Consider the following 22,352-nt stretch of genomic DNA (forward strand, 5'->3'; position numbering starts at 1 on the left):
ATTGATATTATGAGAATTAAAAATCTAATTCCTCTTTTTGTTGTTTTATTCGCAATTTTTGGCGCAAATGCACAGGCAAAAAAATACATTGTGCATACTGTTGCCTTCTATAACTTAGAAAATCTATTCGATACCATTAATGGTGCTAATAATGATGAGGAATGGCTTCCAAATGGCGCTCAAAACTGGACTTCTCCTAAATACAAACAAAAACTACACAATTTAGCTAAAGTATTGTCTGAAATTGGAACTACCGACAACCCGAATAATGGGCCAACATTAATTGGTGGTTGCGAAATTGAAAATCGAGTTGTTCTTGAAGACCTAGTTAAAGAACCTTTGTTAATTAACAAAGATTACGGAATCGTTCACTTCGATTCCCCAGATAAAAGAGGAATAGATGTAGCCTTATTGTATCAAAAAAAGCACTTCAAACCTACAAGTTACAAAAATATTCCTTTATTAATTTATAAAAATCAATTGAATGCTTCTGCAAAAGAAAAAAATGATAAAGACGATGCCTCAGATGACAAATCAGAAATTGATAAAAACTTAGATCGAGTCTATACGCGTGACCAACTTTTAGTGACCGGATTTCTTGATGGTGAAGAAATTAATATTATAGTTAATCACTGGCCTTCACGTTCTGGCGGCGAGAAAAAAAGTTCTCCTTTCCGTGAAGCAGCAGGTAGATTAAACCGAAAAATAATGGACTCTATCTTTAAAATCAATCCCAATGCAAAAATAATGACCATGGGCGATTTAAATGATGGCTCTTATAATAAGAGTGTAAAAGAAGGTATTGGTGCTAAAAGAAAAAAAGAAGAGGTAAAAGAATTTGGGATTTATAATCCCTTTGAAGAAATGTTCTACAAAGGTAATGCAACGCTGTTCTATCGCGATGCTGGAGATATTTTTGACCAAATAATGGTCTCTGAAGCGTTTATCCGAAAAGACACTTCCTCTTTTCGGTATTGGAAATCGGGAATTTATAACAAACCCTATATGATTACAACCGTTGGGCAATATAAAGGATATCCCTTAAGGCATGGTGCTAATGAAATAGGCTATAGTGACCACTTTCCAGTTTATATTTATCTAATTAAAGAAAGTAAATAAGTAAAAGTCCCGATTTGTCGGGATTTTTTATTTTGTAACTTTAACAAAAAAAACTATGGCCATTCCAAAACCATTCAATCTAAACAAATGGATAGACGAAAATCGTCACTTGCTAAAACCGCCCGTTGGCAACAAAAACATATATGTTGATTCCGAGGATTACATCGTAATGATTGTGGCTGGTCCTAATGCCCGAAAAGATTATCATTACAACGAAACGGAAGAGTTATTCTACCAACTTGAAGGCGACATTACCGTCTATGTTCAAGATAATGGTGAGCGAAAAGCCATGAAACTCTCGGCTGGCGACATGTACTTGCATCCGGCAAAAACTCCACATTCTCCCAATAGGAGTAGCGGTTCAATAGGTTTGGTTATCGAAAGAAAGCGCGTAAGTTCTAATGCTAAAGACGGGCTACTTTGGTTCTGCGACAATTGCAATAACAAACTCTATGAAGTTTATTTTCCGCTTACCGACATCGAAAAAGATTTTATGCGTCATTTTGAACATTTCTATGATTCGAAGGATTTGCGAACGTGTAATAAATGCGGAACCATAATGGAAAGTGACCCAAGATTTACAGTAAAATAAAGTTCACAGTCGCAGTCACAGTTTTCAGTTATTGCTAAGACTGTAAACTGAGACTGAGACTTTTGTGAGGAGCCATTCCAGCTGTCCACTATATCTTTTTATCTCGTTTTAAGAACGAGATAAAAAGGATGCCGTTTCCATCTGGGCTAAATTCAAAATAATCATTTACTTTTGCAGTCATAATTTTTACAAACAAATAAACTCACGATACAATGTCAACAATTGCGCAACAATTCGGCATGACCGAAGCTCTTCAAATTCTTGGAGTAAATGCTATTAACGAAGGTACTTCAACCGGAAACGTTTGGTTTTCGAACGGAGATGTTTTCGAATCACACTCTCCGGTAGATGGACAATTAATCGGCAAAGTAAAAGCATCAACTGCCGCCGATTATGAAAAAGTAATGCAATCAGCCACCGAAGCTTTTAAAACATTCCGATTGATGCCAGCACCACAACGCGGTGAAATTGTGCGTCAGTTTGGACAAAAATTGCGGGAGAAAAAAGAACCTCTCGGAAAACTGGTTTCTTATGAAATGGGAAAATCATTGCAAGAAGGTTATGGCGAAGTTCAGGAAATGATTGATATCTGCGATTTTGCCGTTGGCCTTTCGCGCCAATTACACGGATTAACGATGCATTCAGAACGCCCAGGACACCGTATGTACGAACAGTATCATCCGCTTGGAATTGTTGGAATTATCTCGGCCTTCAATTTTCCAGTGGCAGTTTGGGCTTGGAATACTGCTCTAGCTTGGATTTGTGGTGATGTTTGCGTTTGGAAGCCATCCGAAAAAACACCTTTATGCGGCATCGCTTGTCAAAACATTATTGCCGAAGTATTGAAAGAAAACAATCTTCCCGAAGGCATTTCGTGTTTAATCAACGGCGATTATAAAGTGGGCGAATTAATGACGCACGACAAAAGAATTCCTTTAGTTTCGGCTACTGGCTCAACTCGTATGGGTAAAATTGTAGCACAAGCTTGTGCGGCACGTTTAGGAAACTCTTTATTAGAGCTAGGCGGCAACAATGCTATCATTGTAACTCCTGATGCTGATATTAAAATGACCGTTATCGGAGCTGTCTTTGGAGCCGTTGGAACCGCAGGACAACGTTGTACCTCAACGCGTAGATTGATCATTCACGAAATTATTTATGATAAAGTTCGTGATGCAATCGTTAGCGCTTATGGTCAATTACGCATCGGAAATCCATTAGACCAAAATAATCATGTTGGTCCACTTATCGATAAACATGCCGTTGAAATGTATAACAATGCCTTATCAAAAGTGGTTGCCGAAGGCGGGAAAATACTAGTTGAAGGTGGCGTTCTTACTGGTGCAGGTTACGAAAGTGGTTGCTATGTAAAACCAGCAATTGCTGAAGCAGATAATTCATTTGAAATCGTGCAACACGAAACCTTTGCACCTGTTTTATACTTACTAAAATATTCGGGCGATGTGCATGATGCTATTGCCATTCAAAATGGAGTAGCTCAAGGGTTATCATCAGCTATCATGACAAATAATCTTCGGGAAGCTGAAGCGTTTTTATCTGTTGCTGGTTCCGATTGTGGCATTGCCAACGTAAATATTGGAACTTCTGGTGCCGAAATTGGCGGTGCTTTTGGTGGCGAAAAAGAAACCGGTGGAGGTCGGGAATCAGGTTCTGATTCGTGGAAAGTTTATATGAGAAGACAAACCAATACCATCAATTATACGACCAGTTTGCCATTGGCACAGGGAATAAAATTTGATTTGTAATATTAGCAGATTATCATTTTACAAACTTAGCATTTTCAGGTTTAGCGCAACCTTTTTTAATATAAATCATCAAAAGAAAAACAAAACTAATTATTTATGAAAAAATTTATTTTACTTTTTATGTTGACACCTCTATTAATGGCTACTACTTGTGATAGTGATGACAATCAAATTGTTTGTACACAAGAAGTAAAAGCTGGTTTAGCTGTTACTGTTAGTTTAGGTTCTTATAGCTCTATAGTTTCTGAAGGAGTTACTGTAACCGCCAATGATGGAGATTATTCGGAAACCTTAAGCGTTATTGATAGTGCTGACCGAATGTTTTTTGGCGCGTGGGAAAGACCGGGAACTTATATTTTAACAGTTTCTAAAGAAGGTTATCAAACGTATACTTCAGCACCTATAACCGTAGACGCTGATCAATGTCATGTAATTACCGAGCTAATTCATATTCCTTTAGTTTCTAATTAATTTTTACTTATAAAAAAAGCGTCCCGAAAAATTCGGGACGCTTTTTTTTGCACTTCGTCTAAATGACAATGTTTAAATATTTTACTTTGTCTTTTTCACATACTGCGTCAATATAACAATATGTTGTCCTTCGACTCTTCCTTCTATTTGGTTTACATTGTCCCAAACTAATTTGATGTTGTGAACAGCGGCACCTCGTTTTGCTGTGAAATTCGCTCCTTTTACATCCAAATCTTTAATTAATACCACCGAATCTCCATCTTTCAGAACGTTTCCGTTGCCATCTTTATGCACAATTTTCCCCTCTTCATCTTCTCCTTCGCCAGTGGCACCTGCCCAAACTAAGGTTTCTTCGTCAAGATACATCATGTCCAACAAATCTTGTGGCCAACCTTCTGCACGTAATCGGTTAAGCATTCGCCAAGCTACAACTTGTACAGGTTTATTTTCATTCCACATACTATCACTAAGACATCTCCAATGATTGGGATCTGTTGGTGTCGTATTTTCTATTTGGTTTTTGCAAATTGAACAAACCAAGACAGAATTGTCTACCGATATGGATTCTTCTTTTGTTAGATGTATTCTTAAATCGTGTGTCGAGCCACACAATTCACATATAGAACCGCTTCTTTCGCTTAGTTTTTGGTCAATGACACTCATCATTAAAGGTTGAAAGAAGCGCCTATTTGAAACACAAATTGATTGTTATATTCGTCAAATCCTTGAATGTTTCTGTCGTATCTTGCTATTGGAATTCCTGCTTCAGTGTATACACCAAATCCTTCTGAAAAGAAATACCTAACGCCCAAATGTGCCCCAAAATTTCTTAACCCCAAATTCAATCCTGGATAAATATCCATGGCTTTGTCCAATTTAAAAACACTACCCAAGTTGGCGTTAAACCGAACTTTTGCATCTGCTCTGTCTCCAAATTTAGCACTCGTTCCATCTGGCTCTTTTACAGAAAGCATGTAGGATGCAACAAATCCGTATGACATGTTTTCCCCCAAACCAAAATCGGCAGAAAAATTAATTCCTGTTCCGCCATCTTGCATATTTACTCCTACTTGTGCTTTAATGTCGCCTTTTCCTTTGAAAGCTTGCGCATTAACCAAACTTACCATAATAATAGCTACTAACGTAATTGTTTTTTTCATTTTAATTTAAATTTTAATTTGTTCTTCACAAAAGTAAGTAATATTTTTAATTTCTTCCTTTTTCATTAAAATACAACTCATTTAATGGCTCGCTTTGCCAAAATTCTTTAGTGTCAACATCCAGTATTGTTAATGGTCCATTAAAAGCTGCGCCAGTATCAATATTCCATACGCATGCTTTTTGAATTGGAATGGTTTGTTCCATTTTGGTAACTGGAGTGTGACCAATGTAAATTTCTTTATATAATTTCAATCGTTTAGGATACAAAAAACTTTCTTTAGAAATAGCAGCATCTAAAGCCAACGCAGTTTCCCAAAGCGTTCTGTCCCAATAAAATAGTCTCGGAAAATATTCGTATTTAATTCCATTCATATTGGTAAATCCGGCATGAATAAATAATCGGTTTTGTTCATCTAGGTAATAATCTTGCAACGATAGTAGAAATTCGATATGTCGTTTCTTTTTTGTTTCGGAAACAGTATCATAAGCAAGAACAGTTGCTTCGCCTCCATGTTTAAACCACATACTTTCATCAATGTTTTCATTATTAGAAGACAACCAATAAAAAAGTAGCTCATCGTGATTGCCGCGAATAAAAATACAGTTTTGTTTTTTACTATAATCGATTAGAAAATCGATTACTTCAGGCGATTGACTCCATCCATCTACATAATCCCCAAGAAAAATCAATGTATCATCTGTTCTTACTTTGGCTCTATCCATGATTTGATGTAAAGCGCGTAATCCGCCGTGAATGTCGCCAATGACTAATGTTCTATTCATTATTTTTATTGTATTTCATTTTCCTTAAAATTCGCATCGCTTCCTTAAAACTAAGATAAACTGTGGTGTTTTTTTGAGCTTTTAAAAGCGGTTTGGCTTCAATTAATTTGTGTTTGGCTTCCTCAAACCCATTCAAATAACAAATCATCAGAGTAGAAGGAAGATTCTCTAAATCCTTAACTTCTCTTTCAGAAATCGAAACCTCTTTATTTAACTTATCTAGCAATGCAAGATTCGAATTATAAATGTGATGTAGCATTTTTTTATTAAATGATGGTGGTTCAAAAAGCATTTGATTTTCTATTTTGTAATAACCATTATCAAAAAAAGAAATCTTCTGCTGTTCTAATGGATAGTAACTCGTTTTGTCGTTTAAACCCAAAGGAACATGTTCCGTAATGGTGAAACTTTTCTCATCATATTCAATAGAAACCACATCTAGCGCAGAGTAAAATAGTTTTACTTGTTCGTTAATTAGTTCAATGTCTACTCGTGAAAGGTAGGTAGTGTCTCTAATTTTTTTGGGATTTCCTGCCCAACAAATGACAAACAATTCTTTAAAAACTTTATACTTTGAAGGCATGTCTTTATGGCGATTATTTGTAAAATCTAAAACGCCGTCAAGCGTATAGGCAATGCTGTTTCTTGAACTGTTTTCAATGCTGATTACCGTTTCAATATTCTGTTTCGAATAGGGTATTTTATCTTGTGTTGGCATTGAATTACTTCCTACTCTAACAAAAACGGAATTTGCTAAAATGGTATGAATGTTCTTCTTGAAGCTTGACGTTTTGTGTTTTGGCTTAATCGATACTAGACCAACAACCCTATCTTTGGGCAAATTGGGGAATGGCACATTCTCATATTGAATTTTAGGTGGGTTTTCCAAATAGGCATTCACTAAATTCTGAATTCGGCTATCGTCAAAAAAATCATCGCCTACAATTTCGTTATCATGATCTTCAACACCCACAACGATATAAGAATTATTTGAAGGATTAGAATTTGACAAAGCACAAATATGTTTTAAAAACTTGGCTTTCCCTTCTTTAGTATGCAAATTTAACTGTCGCTTCTTGTCATAAAAACTACACTCATCATTGTGAGCTAAAAGGTTTTTAATCAAAAGGCGTTTGTTTATCATATAGTGATCAGTAGTCAGTTTTATTGCGCTACGCTCCATAAATTCGGCTGCGCCTCGGGTTTAGTGTTCAGTTACTGCTAACTAATTGCTGAACACTGAATACTATTTTTAGGGTACTTTATTTCCCATACTCTCCGTCCAAATGGCAAACCAATCTTCTTGTTCTAAATCCAATTCAACAGCTTTCATTAAGGCCTGAATTCGAGCAATATTTACGGTGCCGGCAACAGGAATAATCCCAGCTGGATGTTTTAAAATCCAAGCTAATAAAATAGTGTCAGAACCTAAATGGTATTTTTCTACCAATTGCACCAACACTTTTTTTAAGCGTCTGGTTTGCTCAATGTCTTCTCTAAAAACGGTTCCAAGAGGATTCCATGACATGGGACGAATGTTGTGCAATTGCATATAATCTAAACTTCCGTCCAACATGGCTTCAAAATGGGTTGCCGAAAACTGAATTTGGTTATAGTTAATTTCTGTTTTTTGGCGCAATAATTCTGTTTGCAAGGAAGTAAAGTTTGACACTCCAAAATCAATAATTTTACCTTCTTTTTTTAATTGAGCAACCGCTTCCGCAATTTCATCTGCCACCATTAATGGGCTCGGACGGTGCAGCAATAAAACATCCAAATAATCCGTTTGCAGATTTTTAAGTGAGTTTTCTACTGACCAAATGATATACGCTTTTGAATAATCATAATGTTTAATCTTGTTAGCTCTACCATTCACATGTTGGATACCGCATTTTGAAACCAATTGAATAGTATTTCGATCAACCAAACTTTGCTTAAATGCTTTCCCAAAATCGGCTTCGGTGGTATAATTCCCATAAATATCCGCATGGTCAAAAGTGGTTATTTTATTTTCAGCACAAACTTTGATAATGTGAGCCATTTCGATTGTATTCAATTTTTTATCCCATATTCCCCAATTCATGGTACCGGCAATTATAGGCGAAAGTTTAGTTTGCATTTCGTTATTTTTTAGAGTTGTATTAATAATATTTGGGTTTTTGGGTTTTTAAAAGAAATAGGTTTTTTTGCAAAAAAAATTCAAAACCCTAATAGGTTTTAAAATTATAAAAAGAAAATCATAAATCATCCTTAAAATTGGGATGTTTTATAAAGTTTTAACGGATTATTAACATCTCATAAGGGATTAAATTTTGATTTTTGAAATGTTAAAATTTTGAACTTAATTGTACATCGAAAAAATAAAATTATGGAAGAGAATAGTACTGCTATAGACATAAGAGCAATCAATGAAAAAATTGAAAGAGAAAGCGCTTTTATTGATTTATTGACTATGGAAATGAATAAGGTTATTGTTGGTCAGAAGCACATGGTAGAACGATTGTTAATTGGTCTTTTGGGTCAAGGACATATTCTTTTAGAGGGAGTTCCTGGTTTGGCAAAAACTTTGGCTATCAATACACTTTCACAAGCGGTTCATGGAAGTTTTAGCCGTATTCAGTTTACACCCGATTTATTGCCAGCCGATGTTGTAGGAACCATGATTTACAACATTAAAGCCAATGAATTTTCGATAAAAAAAGGACCCATTTTTGCCAATTTCGTTCTAGCCGATGAAATTAATCGTGCGCCAGCCAAAGTACAATCGGCGCTTTTAGAGGCTATGCAAGAGAAACAAGTTACCATTGGTGACACTACTTTCAAATTGGAAAGACCGTTTTTGGTTTTAGCGACTCAAAACCCAATTGAGCAAGAAGGAACCTATTCGTTGCCCGAAGCTCAAGTAGATCGTTTTATGCTAAAAACAGTGATTGACTATCCAAAAATGGATGAAGAACGTATGGTAATTCGTCAAAATTTGAAAGGGGCAAATGAAAAAGTAAACCAAGTTGTTTCTGTAGAGCAGATATTGCGCGCACAAGAAGCGGTTCGTGAAGTGTATATGGACGAAAAAATTGAAAAATACATCTTAGATATTGTATTTGCCACACGTTATCCTGAAAAATATAAATTAGAAAGTTTGAAACCGCTAATTGGGTTTGGTGCTTCTCCTCGTGGAAGTATCAATTTAGCTAGTGCGGCCAAATGTTATGCCTTCATCAAACGTCGTGGTTATGTAATTCCGGAAGATGTTCGTGCCGTAGTTCACGATGTATTGCGTCACAGAATTGGAGTTACTTATGAAGCCGAAGCCGAAAACATCACTTCGGTTGACATCATCAATAAAATTGTGAATGAAATCGAAGTGCCTTAATCCTCCTAAATCCTCCAAAGGAGGACTTTTAATAACCTTATTTTAATAACATTTCCTTCCCTTTGGGAAGGTTAGGATGGGAAAATGGAAACCAAAGACTTACTCAAAAAAGTACGTAAAATAGAAATCAAAACCCGAAGATTGAGCGATCACATCTTCTCGGGTGAATACCATACGTCGTTTAAAGGACGTGGAATGACTTTTTCCGAAGTGCGTCAATACCAATATGGAGATGATATTCGCACTATTGATTGGAATGTTACGGCGCGATACAATGAAGCGCATGTAAAAGTTTTTGAAGAAGAACGCGAATTGACCATGATGTTAATGGTGGATATATCCGGTTCAGAAAGTTTTGGCACCAAAAACCAATTGAAAAGTGAAATTGTAACCGAAATTGCTGCAACCATGGCGTTTTCGGCAACACAAAATAATGATAAAATCGGATTGGTATTATTCTCCGACCAAATCGAGTTATACATTCCGCCAAAAAAGGGAAAATCACATGTATTGCGTATCATCCGTGAACTAATAGAATTTCAGCCCAAAAGCAAAAAAACAGATTTATCTCAGGCGTTAAAGTTTTTATCGGGAACGCAAAAAAAGAAAGCGATTGTATTTGTGATTTCGGATTTTATGGTCGATGATGATTATGAAAAAACACTGAAAATTGCTTCCAAAAAACATGATTTAACAGGAATTCGAGTGTATGACATTCGAGAAGAAAAAATGCCAAACATCGGCATGGTGGAAATGGAAGATGCCGAAACTGGAGAAATTTTGGTGGTCAATACGAGTTCTAAAAAAGCGCGATTGAGCTACGAAAAAGAATATCACGACAAAGTAAATTACTTTAAAGACATCTTTTCAAAATGCGGTTCGGGAACTGTGAATACGCGAGTGGACGAAAGTTATGTAACAAAATTGTTGAGTTATTTTAAATCGAGATAAAAATGTTTTACCACAAAGAACACGATGAAGGCGCAATGGTCACAAAGATTTTCCTTCGTGCGCATAGTGCTGACCTAGCGAACTTAGTGGTTAAATAACAATAAAATGAAAATTAAATTATACATATTATTTCTTCTAATTTCAACTTCGCTTTTTGCCCAAAAAGTAACGACTTCTATTGATTCTACCAAGAAAAAAATCGGTGCCGAATTCAAGCTTACCTTGAAAACGAATGTCGATACATTGTCGAAAGTAAAATTTCCAAATGCCAAATTTTTTGGTGCTTTGGAAGTAATTCAGTCCTATAAAATAGATACTGTTAAAAACGGTGCTCGCTACGAACTGATAAAAAAATATGGCTTAACCCAATTTGACAGTGGAAAATATACCATTCCAAGAATTCCTGTTTTGATTAATGGTAAACCCTCTTTTTCTGATAGCATCAAAGTGGAAGTAAATGACGTAAAAGTCGATACACTGAAACAAAAAATGTTCGACATCAAAGACATTGCTAAAGTAGAAAGTCCGTTAGGTTCATGGTGGATTTATCTATTGATTTTGTTAGCAATTGGCGTAATTGGTTATTTCGTTTACAAATACATCAAAAAAAGACAAAGCGAACCCAAAGTTGAAGCAATTATTTTTAAATCGCCAATTGAAAAAGCAACCTCTTTATTGCAACAATTAGAAAAAAAAGAACTTTGGCAAAAAGGCGAAATCAAAAATTACTATTCGGAATTAACCGATATTGCCCGAAATTACATAGAAGAAGAAATACACATTCCGGCTATGGAAAGTACCACTTCGGAGCTGATTGAAGCATTACGAAAAGCGGCTAAACAAAAGAAATTAAAGCTATCTAACGAAACAGTAGAGAATTTAGAAAAGGTTTTAAAACAAGCCGATTTGGTAAAATTTGCCAAAGTAAAACCGCTTGATTTTGAAATTGAAGAAGACAAAAAACGCATCTCCAGTTCTATAGTAACCATTCATAAATCAATTCCTGAAGTTGTGGAAGATAATGATGAATTGGCACTTTGGAACGAACAACAAAAAGAACTAGCACGTTTGCAAAAATTGAAAAAACAAAAACGCGTTAGAATTATCACCACTATTGGAATTGTTCTTGGAATGTTGATGCTTTTTGTTTTGAGCTTAATTTATTTCAAAGGATTTGATTATGTGAAAGATAATTTCCTTGGTCACCCAACAAAAGATTTAGTTGAAGGGGAATGGATTTATAGCGAATATGGTAATCCGGCTATAAAAATAGAAACTCCGAAAGTGTTGAAACGAATGGATGCTTCCAAAACACTTCCAAAAGATGCAGCCGCTCTAATCAAAGACATGCAACTTTTTGAATATGGAAGTATTTTAGAAGATTTCAATATCGGTGTTTCAACACTTAGTTATAAGCAACAAGTTCAGTTGGACTTGGATAAAGCAGCCGAAGCATTTTTAAAATCTTTGGAAAGTCAAGGCGCACAAAACATTATTGTCAAAACCGAAGACTTTGACACGCAACAAGGCATCAAAGGGAAAAAAGCATACGGAACAATGACAGTTCTCAATAAAATTAAAGGCAAATCGACTAAAATGTATTATGAATTATTACTTTTTGGACAAAATAACGGCTTACAACAAATCTTGATTTTACATCGAGAAGATGACAAATACGGGCAACAAATTGGGGAAAGAATATTAAATTCGGTTGAATTAAAAGTAACGCAATAATGCTAAAAGAAGTGAGTTTTTTAAATCCTGAATTTTTCTGGTTGTTTTTATTGCTTCCAGCAGCTATTTTATGGCATATTTGGAAAAGAAAACAGCTATCGGCCACATTGAAAATAAGTTCTGTAAAAGGTTTTAAAGCACAAAAATCATTAGTTGCAAAATTAAAACCATTCCTGTTTGTGTTGCGATTATTAGCTTTAAGCTCGTTAATCATCGCATTGGCAAGACCCCGGAAAGTTGATATTAGCAGCCAAACCAAATCTACCAAGGGAATAGATATAGTGATGGCTATGGACGTTTCAGGAAGTATGCTGGCCAAAGATTTAAAACCTAACCGAATGGAAGCCCTAAAAAAAGTAGCCACTCGTTTTGTGGAAGGAAGACCAAATGATAGAATAGGAATTGTGGTTTACGCTGCCGAGGCATATACAAAAACCCCCGTTACGAGTGATAAAGCAGTGGTACAAGAAGCATTACGAGGAATAAAATACGACAATGTTATTCAGGATGGAACGGGAATAGGAATGGGATTGACCACCGCTGTGAATCGGTTAAAAGACAGCAAAGCAAAAAGTAAAGTCATCATTCTTTTAACGGATGGTGTAAATAATGCCGGATTTATTGAGCCCGAAACCGCTTCGCAAATTGCAAAAGAATACGGAATTAAAGTATACACTATCGGAATTGGAACCAATGGAAACGCTATGTTTCCTTATGCTTATGCGCCAAACGGTGGTTTTCTTTTCAAAATGATGCCTGTTGAAATAGATGTTAATTTGCTTCAAGCCATTGCCCGAAATACAGGCGGTAAATATTACCGAGCCAATAGTAACGATAAATTAGAATCGATATACAACGAAATCAATAAACTGGAAACAACCGAAATTCAAGAGTTAAAGTTCTATGATTATGAAGAAAAATACAGGTTGTTTGTTTGGATTGCATTAGGATTAGTTTTGATAGAATTTGGTTTAAGAAATACGATTTATAGAAGTATGGTATAAAAATTCCAAAAAACAAATCCCAAATTCCAATTATCTGGTTTAGGGCAAGTTTTGGATTTTAGTGTTTTTAATATGATAAAAAAATTCAAAAAAACAAATCCCAAATTCCAAGTAAGGGATTTTAGGAACAATATTTGGAATTTGGAATTTTAAAAATTGAAATTTTAGAAAATATGTACGAGTTAGAAGAAAAAGGGTATTTATATTTCTTGATTGTCATTCCAGTAATGACGATGCTTTTCTTGTATATTCAATTCTGGAAAAGAAAAAAACAAAAAGAATTTGGCGATTTAGAATTATTGAAAAAACTTAGTCCAGAAAAATCTGTTTTGAAACCAGTTTTGAAATTGGTCTTGGCACTATTGGGAATAACTTGTTTAATAATTGGCTTGGTGAACCCAAAAATAGGAACCAAATTAGAAACCGTAAAAAGAGAAGGAATAGATATCATTTTTGCAGTGGATGTTTCCAAAAGTATGTTAGCTGAAGACGTTGCACCAAGTAGATTGGAAAAAAGCAAACAATTAGTTTCACAAATCATCAATCAATTGGGCAGCGATAGAATTGGAATTATTGCCTATTCTGGAAGTGCTTTCCCGGTATTACCAATAACAACTGATTATGGTGTGGCCAAAATGTTTTTACAAAGTATGAATCCCGGAATGATTTCGGCGCAAGGAACATCAATTGATCAAGCAATAAATTTAGCCACAACCTACATTGACAAAAAGGATAAAACCAACAAGTTGCTCATCATCATTACAGATGGTGAAGATCATTCTGACTCGGCTCAAGAGGCAGCGGAAGAAGCCAAAAAAGTGGGTTTAAAAATTCTAACCATTGGAGTTGGTACAGAAAATGGAGGAACCATTCCATTAAAAAGAAATGGCGTAGTAGAGAGTTTTCAACGCGACCAAAATAATGATGTCGTAATTACCAAAAGAAATGCCGAAGTTTTAAAAACAATTGCCAAAAGTGCCAATGGTGGTTATGTAGATGGAAATTCAACCAAAGCAGTTTTGGATTATGTTAAAAATGCTTTGGATAATATTCAAAAAACCGAGTTTGAGAGCACACAAATGACCGATTTCAAATCGCAGTTTCAATGGTTTTTGGGCTTTGGCTTTTTTCTGTTATTTTTGGATATTTTCCTTTTGGAAAGAAAAACAAAATGGGTAAAAAAAATGAATTTATTTAACGAAAAAGAATAAGCCCCACCTAACCTCTACAAAGGGTAGGAACTAAAATAAAAAAGATGATTAAAAAATATTTCATATTCATTTTACTTTTCTCGCTGTGTGGGTTGGGAGAATTGTATGCTCAAGAAAAGGACAAAAATTTGCCAAAAGGAAACGATTCGTTTTCAGATAAAAAATATGATGATGCTGAAGCTGAATATAGAATTTCGGAATCTAAAAACCCTAAAAAATCAATAGCATCCTATAATTTAGGAAATTCCATTTACAAACAAGATCAAGCTGCAGAAGCCAAACTTCATTATGCAAAAGCATTGAAAACGGCCAAAAAACGTGAAGAAAAACACAATGCCTTTCATAACATTGGGAACACTTTTATGAAAGACAAAGATTATTCGAATGCTGTTGAAGCATACAAAAATGCATTGCGAAATAATCCTACCGATGAAGAAACGCGGTATAATTTTGCTTTGGCTAAAAAAATGCTAAAAGACAATCCGCCTAAAAAAGATGGCAACAAAAATAAGGATAAGAAAGACAAAAAAGACGAAAATAAAGATAAAAAAGACGACAAGAAGGAAGACGGAAAAGACAAGGACAAGGATAAAAAAGAAGGCAATAAAGATAAAGACAATAAAGATAATAAAAATCAAAACGACGGAAAACCAAACCCACAACCTGGCGGAATGGCAAAACAACGTGTTGAGAATTTATTGGATGCGGTTAACAACGAAGAGAAAAAAATTCAAGATAAAGTAAATAAACAAAAAATACAGGCCAATCCAAAAAAAGCAGAAAAGGATTGGTAACAATGAGATCAAACAATTTGAAAAAGAATTTATGAAATGAGCATAAACTAAAATTGGTCGTAAAAACCAATTATGATATGCGAATTACATATGACCGATGAAAAACAATAATACAACATATGAAAAAAGTAATTGTTTTACTGCTGCTAATAATTGGAAGTCCTATCATGGCTCAAGTACAGTTTGAAGCCAAAGTAAGTAAAAATTCTTTGGGACTAAATGAAAGACTCCGAATAGAATTTACCATGAATGCTGATGGGGATAATTTTGTTCCACCAAATTTTGAACAAAGCGGATTTAAAGTAGTTGGCGGACCTAGCCAGTCTGTAAGTCAATCATGGATAAACGGAAAAAGTTCGTTTAACAAATCCTATATTTATATTTTATTGCCAACCCAAAAAGGCGCACTTACCATAAAACAAGCATCCATTGAAATCAACGGTCAGATTTATAAAACTACACCCGTTAAGATTACTGTAACCAACGCGGTTGAAATTCCAAAAGACCCTAATGAAGCTCCAGCCATTAGTGCCGATGACAATATTTATTTGGTGGCTGACATTTCAAAATCCAATCCTTATGTGAACGAACCCATCACTGTGGTTTATAAACTGTATTTCAGTTTTAATATCGGAATTTCGAATTGGCGCGAATTAAACAAACCAAAATACAATGATTTTTGGAGCCAAAATATTGATATCAAGCAACTCGTTGCGCAGGAAGGCATGTTCAAAGGCGAACGTTATCGTTATGTAGTATTGCGAAAAACGGTTTTGTATCCACAAAAATCGGGTAAACTAGAAATCGAACCGCTTTCGTTGGATATTGATTGTCAAGTACCAACAAACAGGAGAAATTTTTGGGGACAAGCAGTAATGACCGAAGACAGCAAGCGTGTTTCGGCAGGTAGCAAAGTGATTTCTGTAAAAGCGTTACCAGAGTCTGGGAAACCAGAAGATTTTACTGGTGCTGTTGGGCGTTTTGACTTTAAAGTAAAACCATCAAAAACGGTGTTAAAAAACGGAGAATCACTTGATTTAGATGTAAGTGTAGCTGGTACTGGAAATCTAAAATTGTTTACCTTACCAAAACCTGTTTTACCTGCTGCATTAGAAATGTATGATCCCATTCATGATGAAAATGTATCAACTCCATTAACGGGAATGACCGGAAAAATTTCGGATAAATACACGATAATTCCACAATACAAAGGCAATTACCAAATTAAACCTTTGCGTTTCACCTATTTTGATTTGAGTTCAAATAGTTATAAATCGTTTAGTTCACAACCCATCACTATTACTGTTATGGATGGACCAAGTATGGCAAGTTCCGAAAAAGCAGCTCCAAATAGTACAATAAAAACCGAAGTCGCCATCACCAAAACATTTGCCTATATCAAACAAAAAACCACTTTAAAACCAATGAAAAAAGAAGATTTCTTAGGTTCTGGATTTTTTTATTCTTTGGTGTTTTTACCCTTTCTAGCCATTCCGTTTTTGATTGTTGGCAAACGAAGAAAAGAAGCATCTGACAATGATGTTGCTGGCAATAAAATTAAACGCTCAAATGCTTTGGCAAAGAAATATTTGGGCGATGCTAAGAAACATTTAGGCAACAAAGAACCATTTTATATCGCGCTTGAAAAAGCCATGCACAATTTCCTAAAAGCCAAGTTACATATTGAAACTTCGGAAATGAGCAAGGAAAAAATATCAGAACTATTGCTTTCGCGAAAAGCCAATACGGAAACCGTTTCAGACTTTATTCAATTGACCGAAAACTGCGAATTGGCGCGTTATGCTCAATCATCTGAATCAGCAATTCAAAACGATTATGATAAAGCTGTCGTGATTATTTCTGAATTAGAAAAGCAAATTAAATAAATTTTTAACCACTAAGAGCACAAGGAAGGCACGGTGTTCACAATGAAATGTTTTAAATAGTGTTTTTTGTGCCTACTTCGTGAACTTCGTGGTTAAATAAAACAGAATTATTAGATAAAAAATATGATTACCGAGGAACAAATATCAAAAATTGTATTTGGGTCTGCGCTGAAGGTTCACAAAGCTCTCGGACCAGGATTACTCGAGAGTGCTTATGAAGAATGTTTATTTTATGAACTTAAAAAGACAGGTCTTAGAGTTGAAAAACAAAAACCACTTCCATTGATATATGAAGAAGTTAATTTGGAAATAGGTTATAGAATAGATATTATTATTGAAAATAAATTTATAGTAGAAGTAAAATCGGTTGAGGTATTAAATGAAGTTCATTTGGCACAACTTTTAACATATTTAAAACTATCAGATTGTAAACTAGGATTACTAATAAATTTTAATGTGAAACTATTAAAAGATGGAGTTCGTAGAATCATCAATGGTACATTGTAATTCTTTGTGCTCATTGTGCCTTCTTTGTGAACTTCGTGGTTAAAAATATATGAAAAAGACACTACTTATAATGCTATTTGTTTCTCAGGCCTTTTGGGCACAAACTGCTTTTGAACAAGGCAATCAACAGTATCAAAAAGAAAATTACCAAGCAGCCATTTCCAGTTTTGAAAGTATCATAAACTCAAGCAAACAATCGGCTGAATTGTATTTTAATTTAGGAAATTGCTATTACAAATTACACAAAGTAGCTCCAGCCATTTACAATTATGAAAAAGCATTATTACTAAGTCCGAATGATACTGAAATCAAAACCAATTTAGATTTTGCCCGAAAAATGGCAATTGATGACATCAAAGTTATTCCAAAAGTAGGTTTCAACAAACTGCTCTCTGACTTTACTTCGAAATATCATTATGACACTTGGGCTTGGATTGCAGTCGTTTTTGCGTTCTTGTTTTTAGGGTTTTTTGCAGGTTATTATTTTTCAGAAAAGACAAGTTTAAAAAGAGTTTTTTTTATCGGAATGTTCGTTTGGTTGTTTGGAATTGTACTAAGTGCTGCTTCTGGATTTTATGAAAAAAGTCGTAATGATAACGAAAGACCCGCCATCGTTTTTGCTGAATCAACACCATTAAAAAGCGAACCAAAAACGGGAAGTCAGGATGCAACCGTTTTACACGAAGGAACAAAAGTTTACATTTTAGAAAGCATTGCCAACTGGAAAAAAGTTGCACTCACCGATGAAACCATAGGTTGGATTGAGGAAAGCGCGATTAAAGAGATTAAGAATTAGTGGTCAGTATTCAGTAATTAGTGGTCAGTATGTCTATCTTTGCAAACTAATTTTGATATCGACTTAATCCTTCAAAAATCTTAAATCGTTAATCAACAATCATAATTCACGTGTCAAGAGACGAACTATTAAAAAACCGCTGGAACAACGTTGTTCAAATCCTTTCCAATCAGTTTGCTGAAGGAGATGTATTGGACTTAGACGCTATTATATATTTAATCGGAGTGCAAGAACTCGGGAAAGTGCACCAAACTTTCAAAAAAGACGAAAAACTCAATCTGATGCACATTGCCATTTGTCGTTTGCTTGAACCTTATGGTTTCTACGAATTTGATTTTGTAGACAAAGACGGTTGGCCACATTACAGCGTTAAGGAAGAATTACCGCCACTAAAAGCGGGTGAACAATCGGTTTTGATGAAAGAAGCCATTGTGAATTATTTTCTGGAAAAAGAAGTCATTGACTAAAAACTTCCAACTTCCAACTTCCAACTTCCAACTTTTCCCTAAATTTGCACTTTAACAATGACTATGATAGACAAGATAAAAGAACATATAGAAGAAGCTAAAGCATTCAATACGAAAAACAAAGAAGCTTTAGAAAATTTCCGCATCAAATACTTGGGAAGTAAAGGTTTGTTAAAAGAACTTTTCACCGAGTTTAAAAATATTCCAAACGACCAGAAAAAAGACTTTGGACAAGTTATCAATACCTTAAAAACAGTTGCCGAAGAGAAGGTAAAATCCATTCAAGAAGCATTAGAAAGCAAAGAGGAAGTAAAAGGAGTTTATGGCGATTTGACACGCCCCGCTGAGCCCATAACAATAGGTTCTCGTCATCCAATTTCATTAGTAAAAAATCAAATTATCGATATCTTTTCCACCATAGGATTTAACGTTTCCGAAGGTCCAGAAATTGAAGACGATTGGCATAATTTCACTGCCTTGAACTTGCCCGAATATCATCCGGCAAGAGACATGCAAGACACATTTTTCATCCAAACCAATCCAGATGTTTTGCTCAGAACACATACCTCATCGGTACAAGTGCGTTATATGGAAAATAACAAACCGCCTATTAGAACGATTTCCCCTGGAAGAGTTTTTCGTAACGAAGCAATTTCATCACGTTCTCATTGTATTTTTCATCAAGTTGAAGGGTTGTATATTGATAAAGAGGTTTCGTTTGCCGACTTAAAACAAACGCTTTTATATTTTACCAAAGAAATGTTTGGCAAATCTAAAATACGGTTAAGACCTAGCTATTTCCCCTTTACAGAACCAAGTGCTGAGGTTGATATTTATTGGGGTTTAAAAACCGAAACCGATTATCGAATTACCAAAGGAACAGGTTGGTTAGAAATTATGGGTTGCGGTATGGTCGATCCAAATGTGCTGAAAAACTGTGGCATCAATCCCGAAGAATACAACGGTTTCGCCTTCGGAATGGGAATTGAGCGTATCGCGATGTTATTGTATCAAATTGGTGATATTAGACTGTTTTATGAAAACGATGTGCGTTTCTTAGAGCAATTTAAGGCGAGTATATAAATTAACTTTTAACCCTGACAGAGTTTGAAACTCTTTCAGGGTTTTTGTCAATAAATGAAATCAGACATCATCATTCCAAAAGTTGAAAACGTGTTCCTAGCTGCCGTTCATGAATGGAGCGATGACTTTATGGAAAAGGTTTGGTATGTTTACTTGGTGAACGATTCTGACTTCGATTTAGAGAACGTAATGGTTGTTTCCAATGCGTTTGGCACCATTAATGGGGGAATGAAAAAAACATCACTCTTGCGTCATGCTTTACTTCAAATCCGACTGGTTTCAATGGTTAAAATAAAAATAAGGCCTTTCAAGGAAAAAAGTAAAAGAGTTTAGCAGTAACTTAGGACTGTAAATTTAGTACAATGACAGAGCTTATTAAAGTTAATAATATTGAAGATATTCAAATTCTAACCATGGTTGGTCAAAAACAATCTTTCCCAAATCATTTTCACAATACATTCTGTATCTCTCTAATCACAGAAGGAATAGAATGTATTGAAATGGATAAAAAGCTCATTTATAGCAAAAAAAATTTTACTTCAATTAGCAATCCTTATGAGATACATTCTAATCCGTTAATGTACAAAAATCAAAAACTTTCTTTCCACACCATTTATTTTCCTCAAATTGTTATAGATGACATTGCCGGTAGAAAGAATGTTTTCTTTGAAAAACGCTCATTCAAGGATCTAAAATTAAATACATATCTCATAGATGTAATAAAATCAACAAAAAAAAATCAAAATGAATTGAACCCTTTATTGCTCAAAAAATTTATTGAAAGATTAATTATTCATAGTTCTGAGAATATTAAAAAGGATGATTTAATGTTCAAAAATAACTGGGATAAAGCTATAAAATTTATAGATGAAAATTTAAAGAACAATGTTAATCTAGAAACTTTGGCATCAAGCTGCAAGATGGATAAATTCAAATTTGCTAAATCTTTTAAATATTTTTGTGGAATTTCACCGATGAATTATATGTTGATTAAACGAGTATTTGAAGCGAAGGAAACTATTTCAAAAGAGACTAACCTTACTGCTTTGGCTTATGAGTTTAACTTTACTGATATGTCTCATTTTTCTAGGCAATTCAATCGATATATTGGGCTTTCACCAAAAAAGTATCAGCAAAGCTTGTCTGAATAGTTATTGCAAGATTATACAAGTGACTTTATTTTAGATAAAATAGCTTTGTAAAAACTTTCAAAATGAAAAAAGCCATCTCATTACTTTTCTTATGTTTTTTTATAACAACTATCTACAGCCAGATCCCTAGAGAAAAACTACTAAATGATTATGATATTTTAGTTACTGAACTAAAAACATATCATCAAGGATTGTATCAATATGTTGAAAAAAGCGTCATTGACCAAAAAATAGACAGTATCCGAAAAACCATAGAATCTTCCAATAAAATAGAGTTTTTCAAAAAAGTAAATGCACTAATTGCACTTACTAACGAAGGACATACCGAAGCAGAATTGCCATTTTGGACACAAATTAAGTTTGGTTTATCAAAATCGTTCATTCCTATAAAAATTAAATTCTCAGATAAAAAGGCCATAATAACTAAATATTTTGCAAAGGATAATCCTGGTTTAAATTTTGGTGACCAATTATTATCAATTAATGGAAGGACTATTGAACAAATCATGCAAAAACTGAGGCCATATATTGTTACAGACGGTTTTAACGAAACTTCTTTTTACGAATGGATAAGCTGGAATTTTCCGCTTTATTATACAATGGCTTACGGTAAAGAAAAAAAATTTAAAATTGAAGTTAAAGAATTTAATTCTGAAAAGGTAAAAACCCTTACTTTAAAAGGAAGAAATATCCTAAAACAAAAAGATAAAAAAAACACATTAAATACCATTATCATAAAAAACGAATTTGACTATTATTCTATTTCTGACAGTGTTTTTTATCTATCTATTCCAAATTTTTACAGTCTTGATGATTTTGAAACATTTTATGAAAAGGTTTTTAAAATAATAAAAGAAAAAAACACCAAGCATCTCATCATAGATGTTCAAAACAATATAGGAGGTGAGGAAGGAAATGAAAATCTACTAGCAAGTTACTTATTCAAAGAAGCATTTCAGAAATACGAGAGTGTTATAATCCCTATAGCTGCATATGATAATTTTAAAAAAAGTAAATCAGCTATTGCAGATGCTTGGGCGCTTTCTAATAACATTCCACATAGAGGTAAGTTTACATTAATGAGTGATTACTTTTCTGAATTCGGTTATAAAAAGCCAAAACAAGAGTTAGTTTATACAGGCAAAGTGTATGTGCTTACGAGTGGTGTTACATTTTCTGGTGGAGCCGAATTTGCAAGTATGCTTAAAATGACAAATAGAGCGGTATTTATAGGAGAAGAAACGGGTGGCGCTTATGAAGGAAATGTGAGCGGTGAAAGTGGGGATATAAAATTACCAAAAACAAAGATTAAAGTGAGTATTCCGATTGTACATTTTAAAATGGATGTTCACCCAGAAATTAGAGGGCGAGGTGTAATGCCCGATTATAATGTTTCACAAGATTGGGAAGATATCATAAAAGGGAAAAACAGTAAGCTAGAGTTTGCATTAAAATTAATAGAGAAGAACACCCGCTAAAACCTACACTATAAATCACAAATAA

At 34.5% G+C, this 22,352-nt stretch carries 22 protein-coding genes and 1 pseudogene; 18 read left to right on the forward strand and 5 right to left on the reverse strand.

From position 1 onward, the window contains the following. Positions 1-9 precede the first annotated feature (9 nt). The 4 genes from ACIQ2L_RS02445 to ACIQ2L_RS02460 all read left to right on the forward strand — a co-directional run bounded on the left by ACIQ2L_RS02445 (position 10) and on the right by ACIQ2L_RS02460 (position 3,948). Positions 10-1,119, forward strand: a complete 1,110-nt coding sequence (locus tag ACIQ2L_RS02445; protein ID WP_396156098.1) for an endonuclease/exonuclease/phosphatase family protein — start codon at positions 10-12, stop codon at positions 1,117-1,119. Between the two features lie 55 nt (positions 1,120-1,174). Further along, the gene (locus ACIQ2L_RS02450) at positions 1,175-1,711 is read left to right on the forward strand and encodes a 3-hydroxyanthranilate 3,4-dioxygenase (RefSeq protein WP_396156099.1); all 537 of its coding nucleotides are present in this window, start codon (positions 1,175-1,177) and stop codon (positions 1,709-1,711) included. A gap of 212 nt (positions 1,712-1,923) precedes the next feature. Continuing rightward, entirely contained in the window at positions 1,924-3,477 is a 1,554-nt protein-coding gene (locus tag ACIQ2L_RS02455) for an aldehyde dehydrogenase family protein (protein ID WP_396156101.1), read from the forward strand. 96 nt (positions 3,478-3,573) lie between these two features. Continuing rightward, positions 3,574-3,948: a carboxypeptidase-like regulatory domain-containing protein gene (locus tag ACIQ2L_RS02460; protein WP_396156103.1), complete on the forward strand. Its 375-nt coding sequence runs from the start codon at positions 3,574-3,576 to the stop codon at positions 3,946-3,948. A gap of 81 nt (positions 3,949-4,029) precedes the next feature. Here the strand turns inward: ACIQ2L_RS02460 and ACIQ2L_RS02465 are convergent, their stop codons facing one another. The 5 genes from ACIQ2L_RS02465 to ACIQ2L_RS02485 form a co-directional block, all read right to left on the reverse strand. After that, a complete protein-coding gene (locus ACIQ2L_RS02465; protein WP_396156611.1) occupies positions 4,030-4,611 on the reverse strand; it encodes a PhnA domain-containing protein in 582 nt (193 codons plus the stop codon). Between the two features lie 2 nt (positions 4,612-4,613). Beyond that, on the reverse strand, positions 4,614-5,108 hold the full coding sequence (locus ACIQ2L_RS02470) for a DUF6646 family protein (protein ID WP_396156105.1): 495 nt from the start codon (positions 5,106-5,108) through the stop codon (positions 4,614-4,616). A gap of 46 nt (positions 5,109-5,154) precedes the next feature. Next, on the reverse strand, positions 5,155-5,892 hold the full coding sequence (locus tag ACIQ2L_RS02475; protein ID WP_396156107.1) for a metallophosphoesterase family protein: 738 nt from the start codon (positions 5,890-5,892) through the stop codon (positions 5,155-5,157). Beyond that, positions 5,885-7,036 carry an ATP-binding protein gene (locus ACIQ2L_RS02480; protein WP_396156109.1) on the reverse strand — a complete coding sequence of 384 codons (1,152 nt, stop codon included), beginning with the start codon at positions 7,034-7,036 and terminating at the stop codon, positions 5,885-5,887. Before ACIQ2L_RS02480 ends, ACIQ2L_RS02475 begins: the two co-directional genes overlap by 8 nt. A gap of 108 nt (positions 7,037-7,144) precedes the next feature. Next, positions 7,145-8,011, reverse strand: coding sequence for an aldo/keto reductase family oxidoreductase (locus ACIQ2L_RS02485; protein ID WP_396156111.1), 867 nt, complete (start codon positions 8,009-8,011; stop codon positions 7,145-7,147). A gap of 249 nt (positions 8,012-8,260) precedes the next feature. Here ACIQ2L_RS02485 and ACIQ2L_RS02490 point away from each other — a divergent pair, with 249 nt between their 5' ends. The 14 genes and pseudogenes from ACIQ2L_RS02490 to ACIQ2L_RS02555 all read left to right on the forward strand — a co-directional run bounded on the left by ACIQ2L_RS02490 (position 8,261) and on the right by ACIQ2L_RS02555 (position 22,327). Further along, positions 8,261-9,265, forward strand: a complete 1,005-nt coding sequence (locus ACIQ2L_RS02490; protein WP_396156113.1) for an AAA family ATPase — start codon at positions 8,261-8,263, stop codon at positions 9,263-9,265. A gap of 84 nt (positions 9,266-9,349) precedes the next feature. Beyond that, positions 9,350-10,216, forward strand: coding sequence for a DUF58 domain-containing protein (locus ACIQ2L_RS02495; RefSeq protein ID WP_396156115.1), 867 nt, complete (start codon positions 9,350-9,352; stop codon positions 10,214-10,216). 105 nt (positions 10,217-10,321) lie between these two features. Next, positions 10,322-11,950 (forward strand): hypothetical protein, encoded by a 1,629-nt coding sequence (locus ACIQ2L_RS02500; RefSeq protein ID WP_396156117.1) that lies wholly within the window; start codon positions 10,322-10,324, stop codon positions 11,948-11,950. Next, positions 11,950-12,954 carry a VWA domain-containing protein gene (locus tag ACIQ2L_RS02505; RefSeq protein WP_396156119.1) on the forward strand — a complete coding sequence of 335 codons (1,005 nt, stop codon included), beginning with the start codon at positions 11,950-11,952 and terminating at the stop codon, positions 12,952-12,954. The genes ACIQ2L_RS02500 and ACIQ2L_RS02505 overlap by 1 nt, the downstream gene beginning before the upstream one ends. A gap of 173 nt (positions 12,955-13,127) precedes the next feature. After that, positions 13,128-14,165: a VWA domain-containing protein gene (locus ACIQ2L_RS02510; protein ID WP_396156121.1), complete on the forward strand. Its 1,038-nt coding sequence runs from the start codon at positions 13,128-13,130 to the stop codon at positions 14,163-14,165. Between the two features lie 44 nt (positions 14,166-14,209). Then, on the forward strand, positions 14,210-14,959 hold the full coding sequence (locus ACIQ2L_RS02515) for a tetratricopeptide repeat protein (protein WP_396156123.1): 750 nt from the start codon (positions 14,210-14,212) through the stop codon (positions 14,957-14,959). 119 nt (positions 14,960-15,078) lie between these two features. Then, complete coding sequence (locus ACIQ2L_RS02520) at positions 15,079-16,845, forward strand: BatD family protein (protein ID WP_396156125.1); 1,767 nt, start codon at positions 15,079-15,081, stop codon at positions 16,843-16,845. 123 nt (positions 16,846-16,968) lie between these two features. Beyond that, the gene (locus ACIQ2L_RS02525) at positions 16,969-17,352 is read left to right on the forward strand and encodes a GxxExxY protein (RefSeq protein ID WP_396156127.1); all 384 of its coding nucleotides are present in this window, start codon (positions 16,969-16,971) and stop codon (positions 17,350-17,352) included. Positions 17,353-17,401: 49 nt separating this feature from the next. Then, complete coding sequence (locus tag ACIQ2L_RS02530; RefSeq protein WP_396156129.1) at positions 17,402-18,148, forward strand: tetratricopeptide repeat protein; 747 nt, start codon at positions 17,402-17,404, stop codon at positions 18,146-18,148. A 110-nt stretch (positions 18,149-18,258) separates the two neighbouring features. Further along, positions 18,259-18,615: a hypothetical protein gene (locus ACIQ2L_RS02535; RefSeq protein ID WP_396156131.1), complete on the forward strand. Its 357-nt coding sequence runs from the start codon at positions 18,259-18,261 to the stop codon at positions 18,613-18,615. A 63-nt stretch (positions 18,616-18,678) separates the two neighbouring features. After that, positions 18,679-19,698 carry a phenylalanine--tRNA ligase subunit alpha gene (locus ACIQ2L_RS02540; protein ID WP_396156133.1) on the forward strand — a complete coding sequence of 340 codons (1,020 nt, stop codon included), beginning with the start codon at positions 18,679-18,681 and terminating at the stop codon, positions 19,696-19,698. A gap of 54 nt (positions 19,699-19,752) precedes the next feature. Next, positions 19,753-19,998, forward strand: a pseudogene (locus ACIQ2L_RS02545) (hypothetical protein); the annotation flags it as partial. 62 nt (positions 19,999-20,060) lie between these two features. Next, on the forward strand, positions 20,061-20,849 hold the full coding sequence (locus tag ACIQ2L_RS02550; RefSeq protein ID WP_396156135.1) for a helix-turn-helix domain-containing protein: 789 nt from the start codon (positions 20,061-20,063) through the stop codon (positions 20,847-20,849). A gap of 191 nt (positions 20,850-21,040) precedes the next feature. Next, a complete protein-coding gene (locus ACIQ2L_RS02555; protein ID WP_396156137.1) occupies positions 21,041-22,327 on the forward strand; it encodes a S41 family peptidase in 1,287 nt (428 codons plus the stop codon). The last annotated feature ends 25 nt before the right edge of the window (positions 22,328-22,352 follow it).

The sequence above is a fragment of the Flavobacterium sp. genome (assembly GCF_044369455.1).
In the GTDB taxonomy this organism is placed as follows: domain Bacteria; phylum Bacteroidota; class Bacteroidia; order Flavobacteriales; family Flavobacteriaceae; genus Flavobacterium.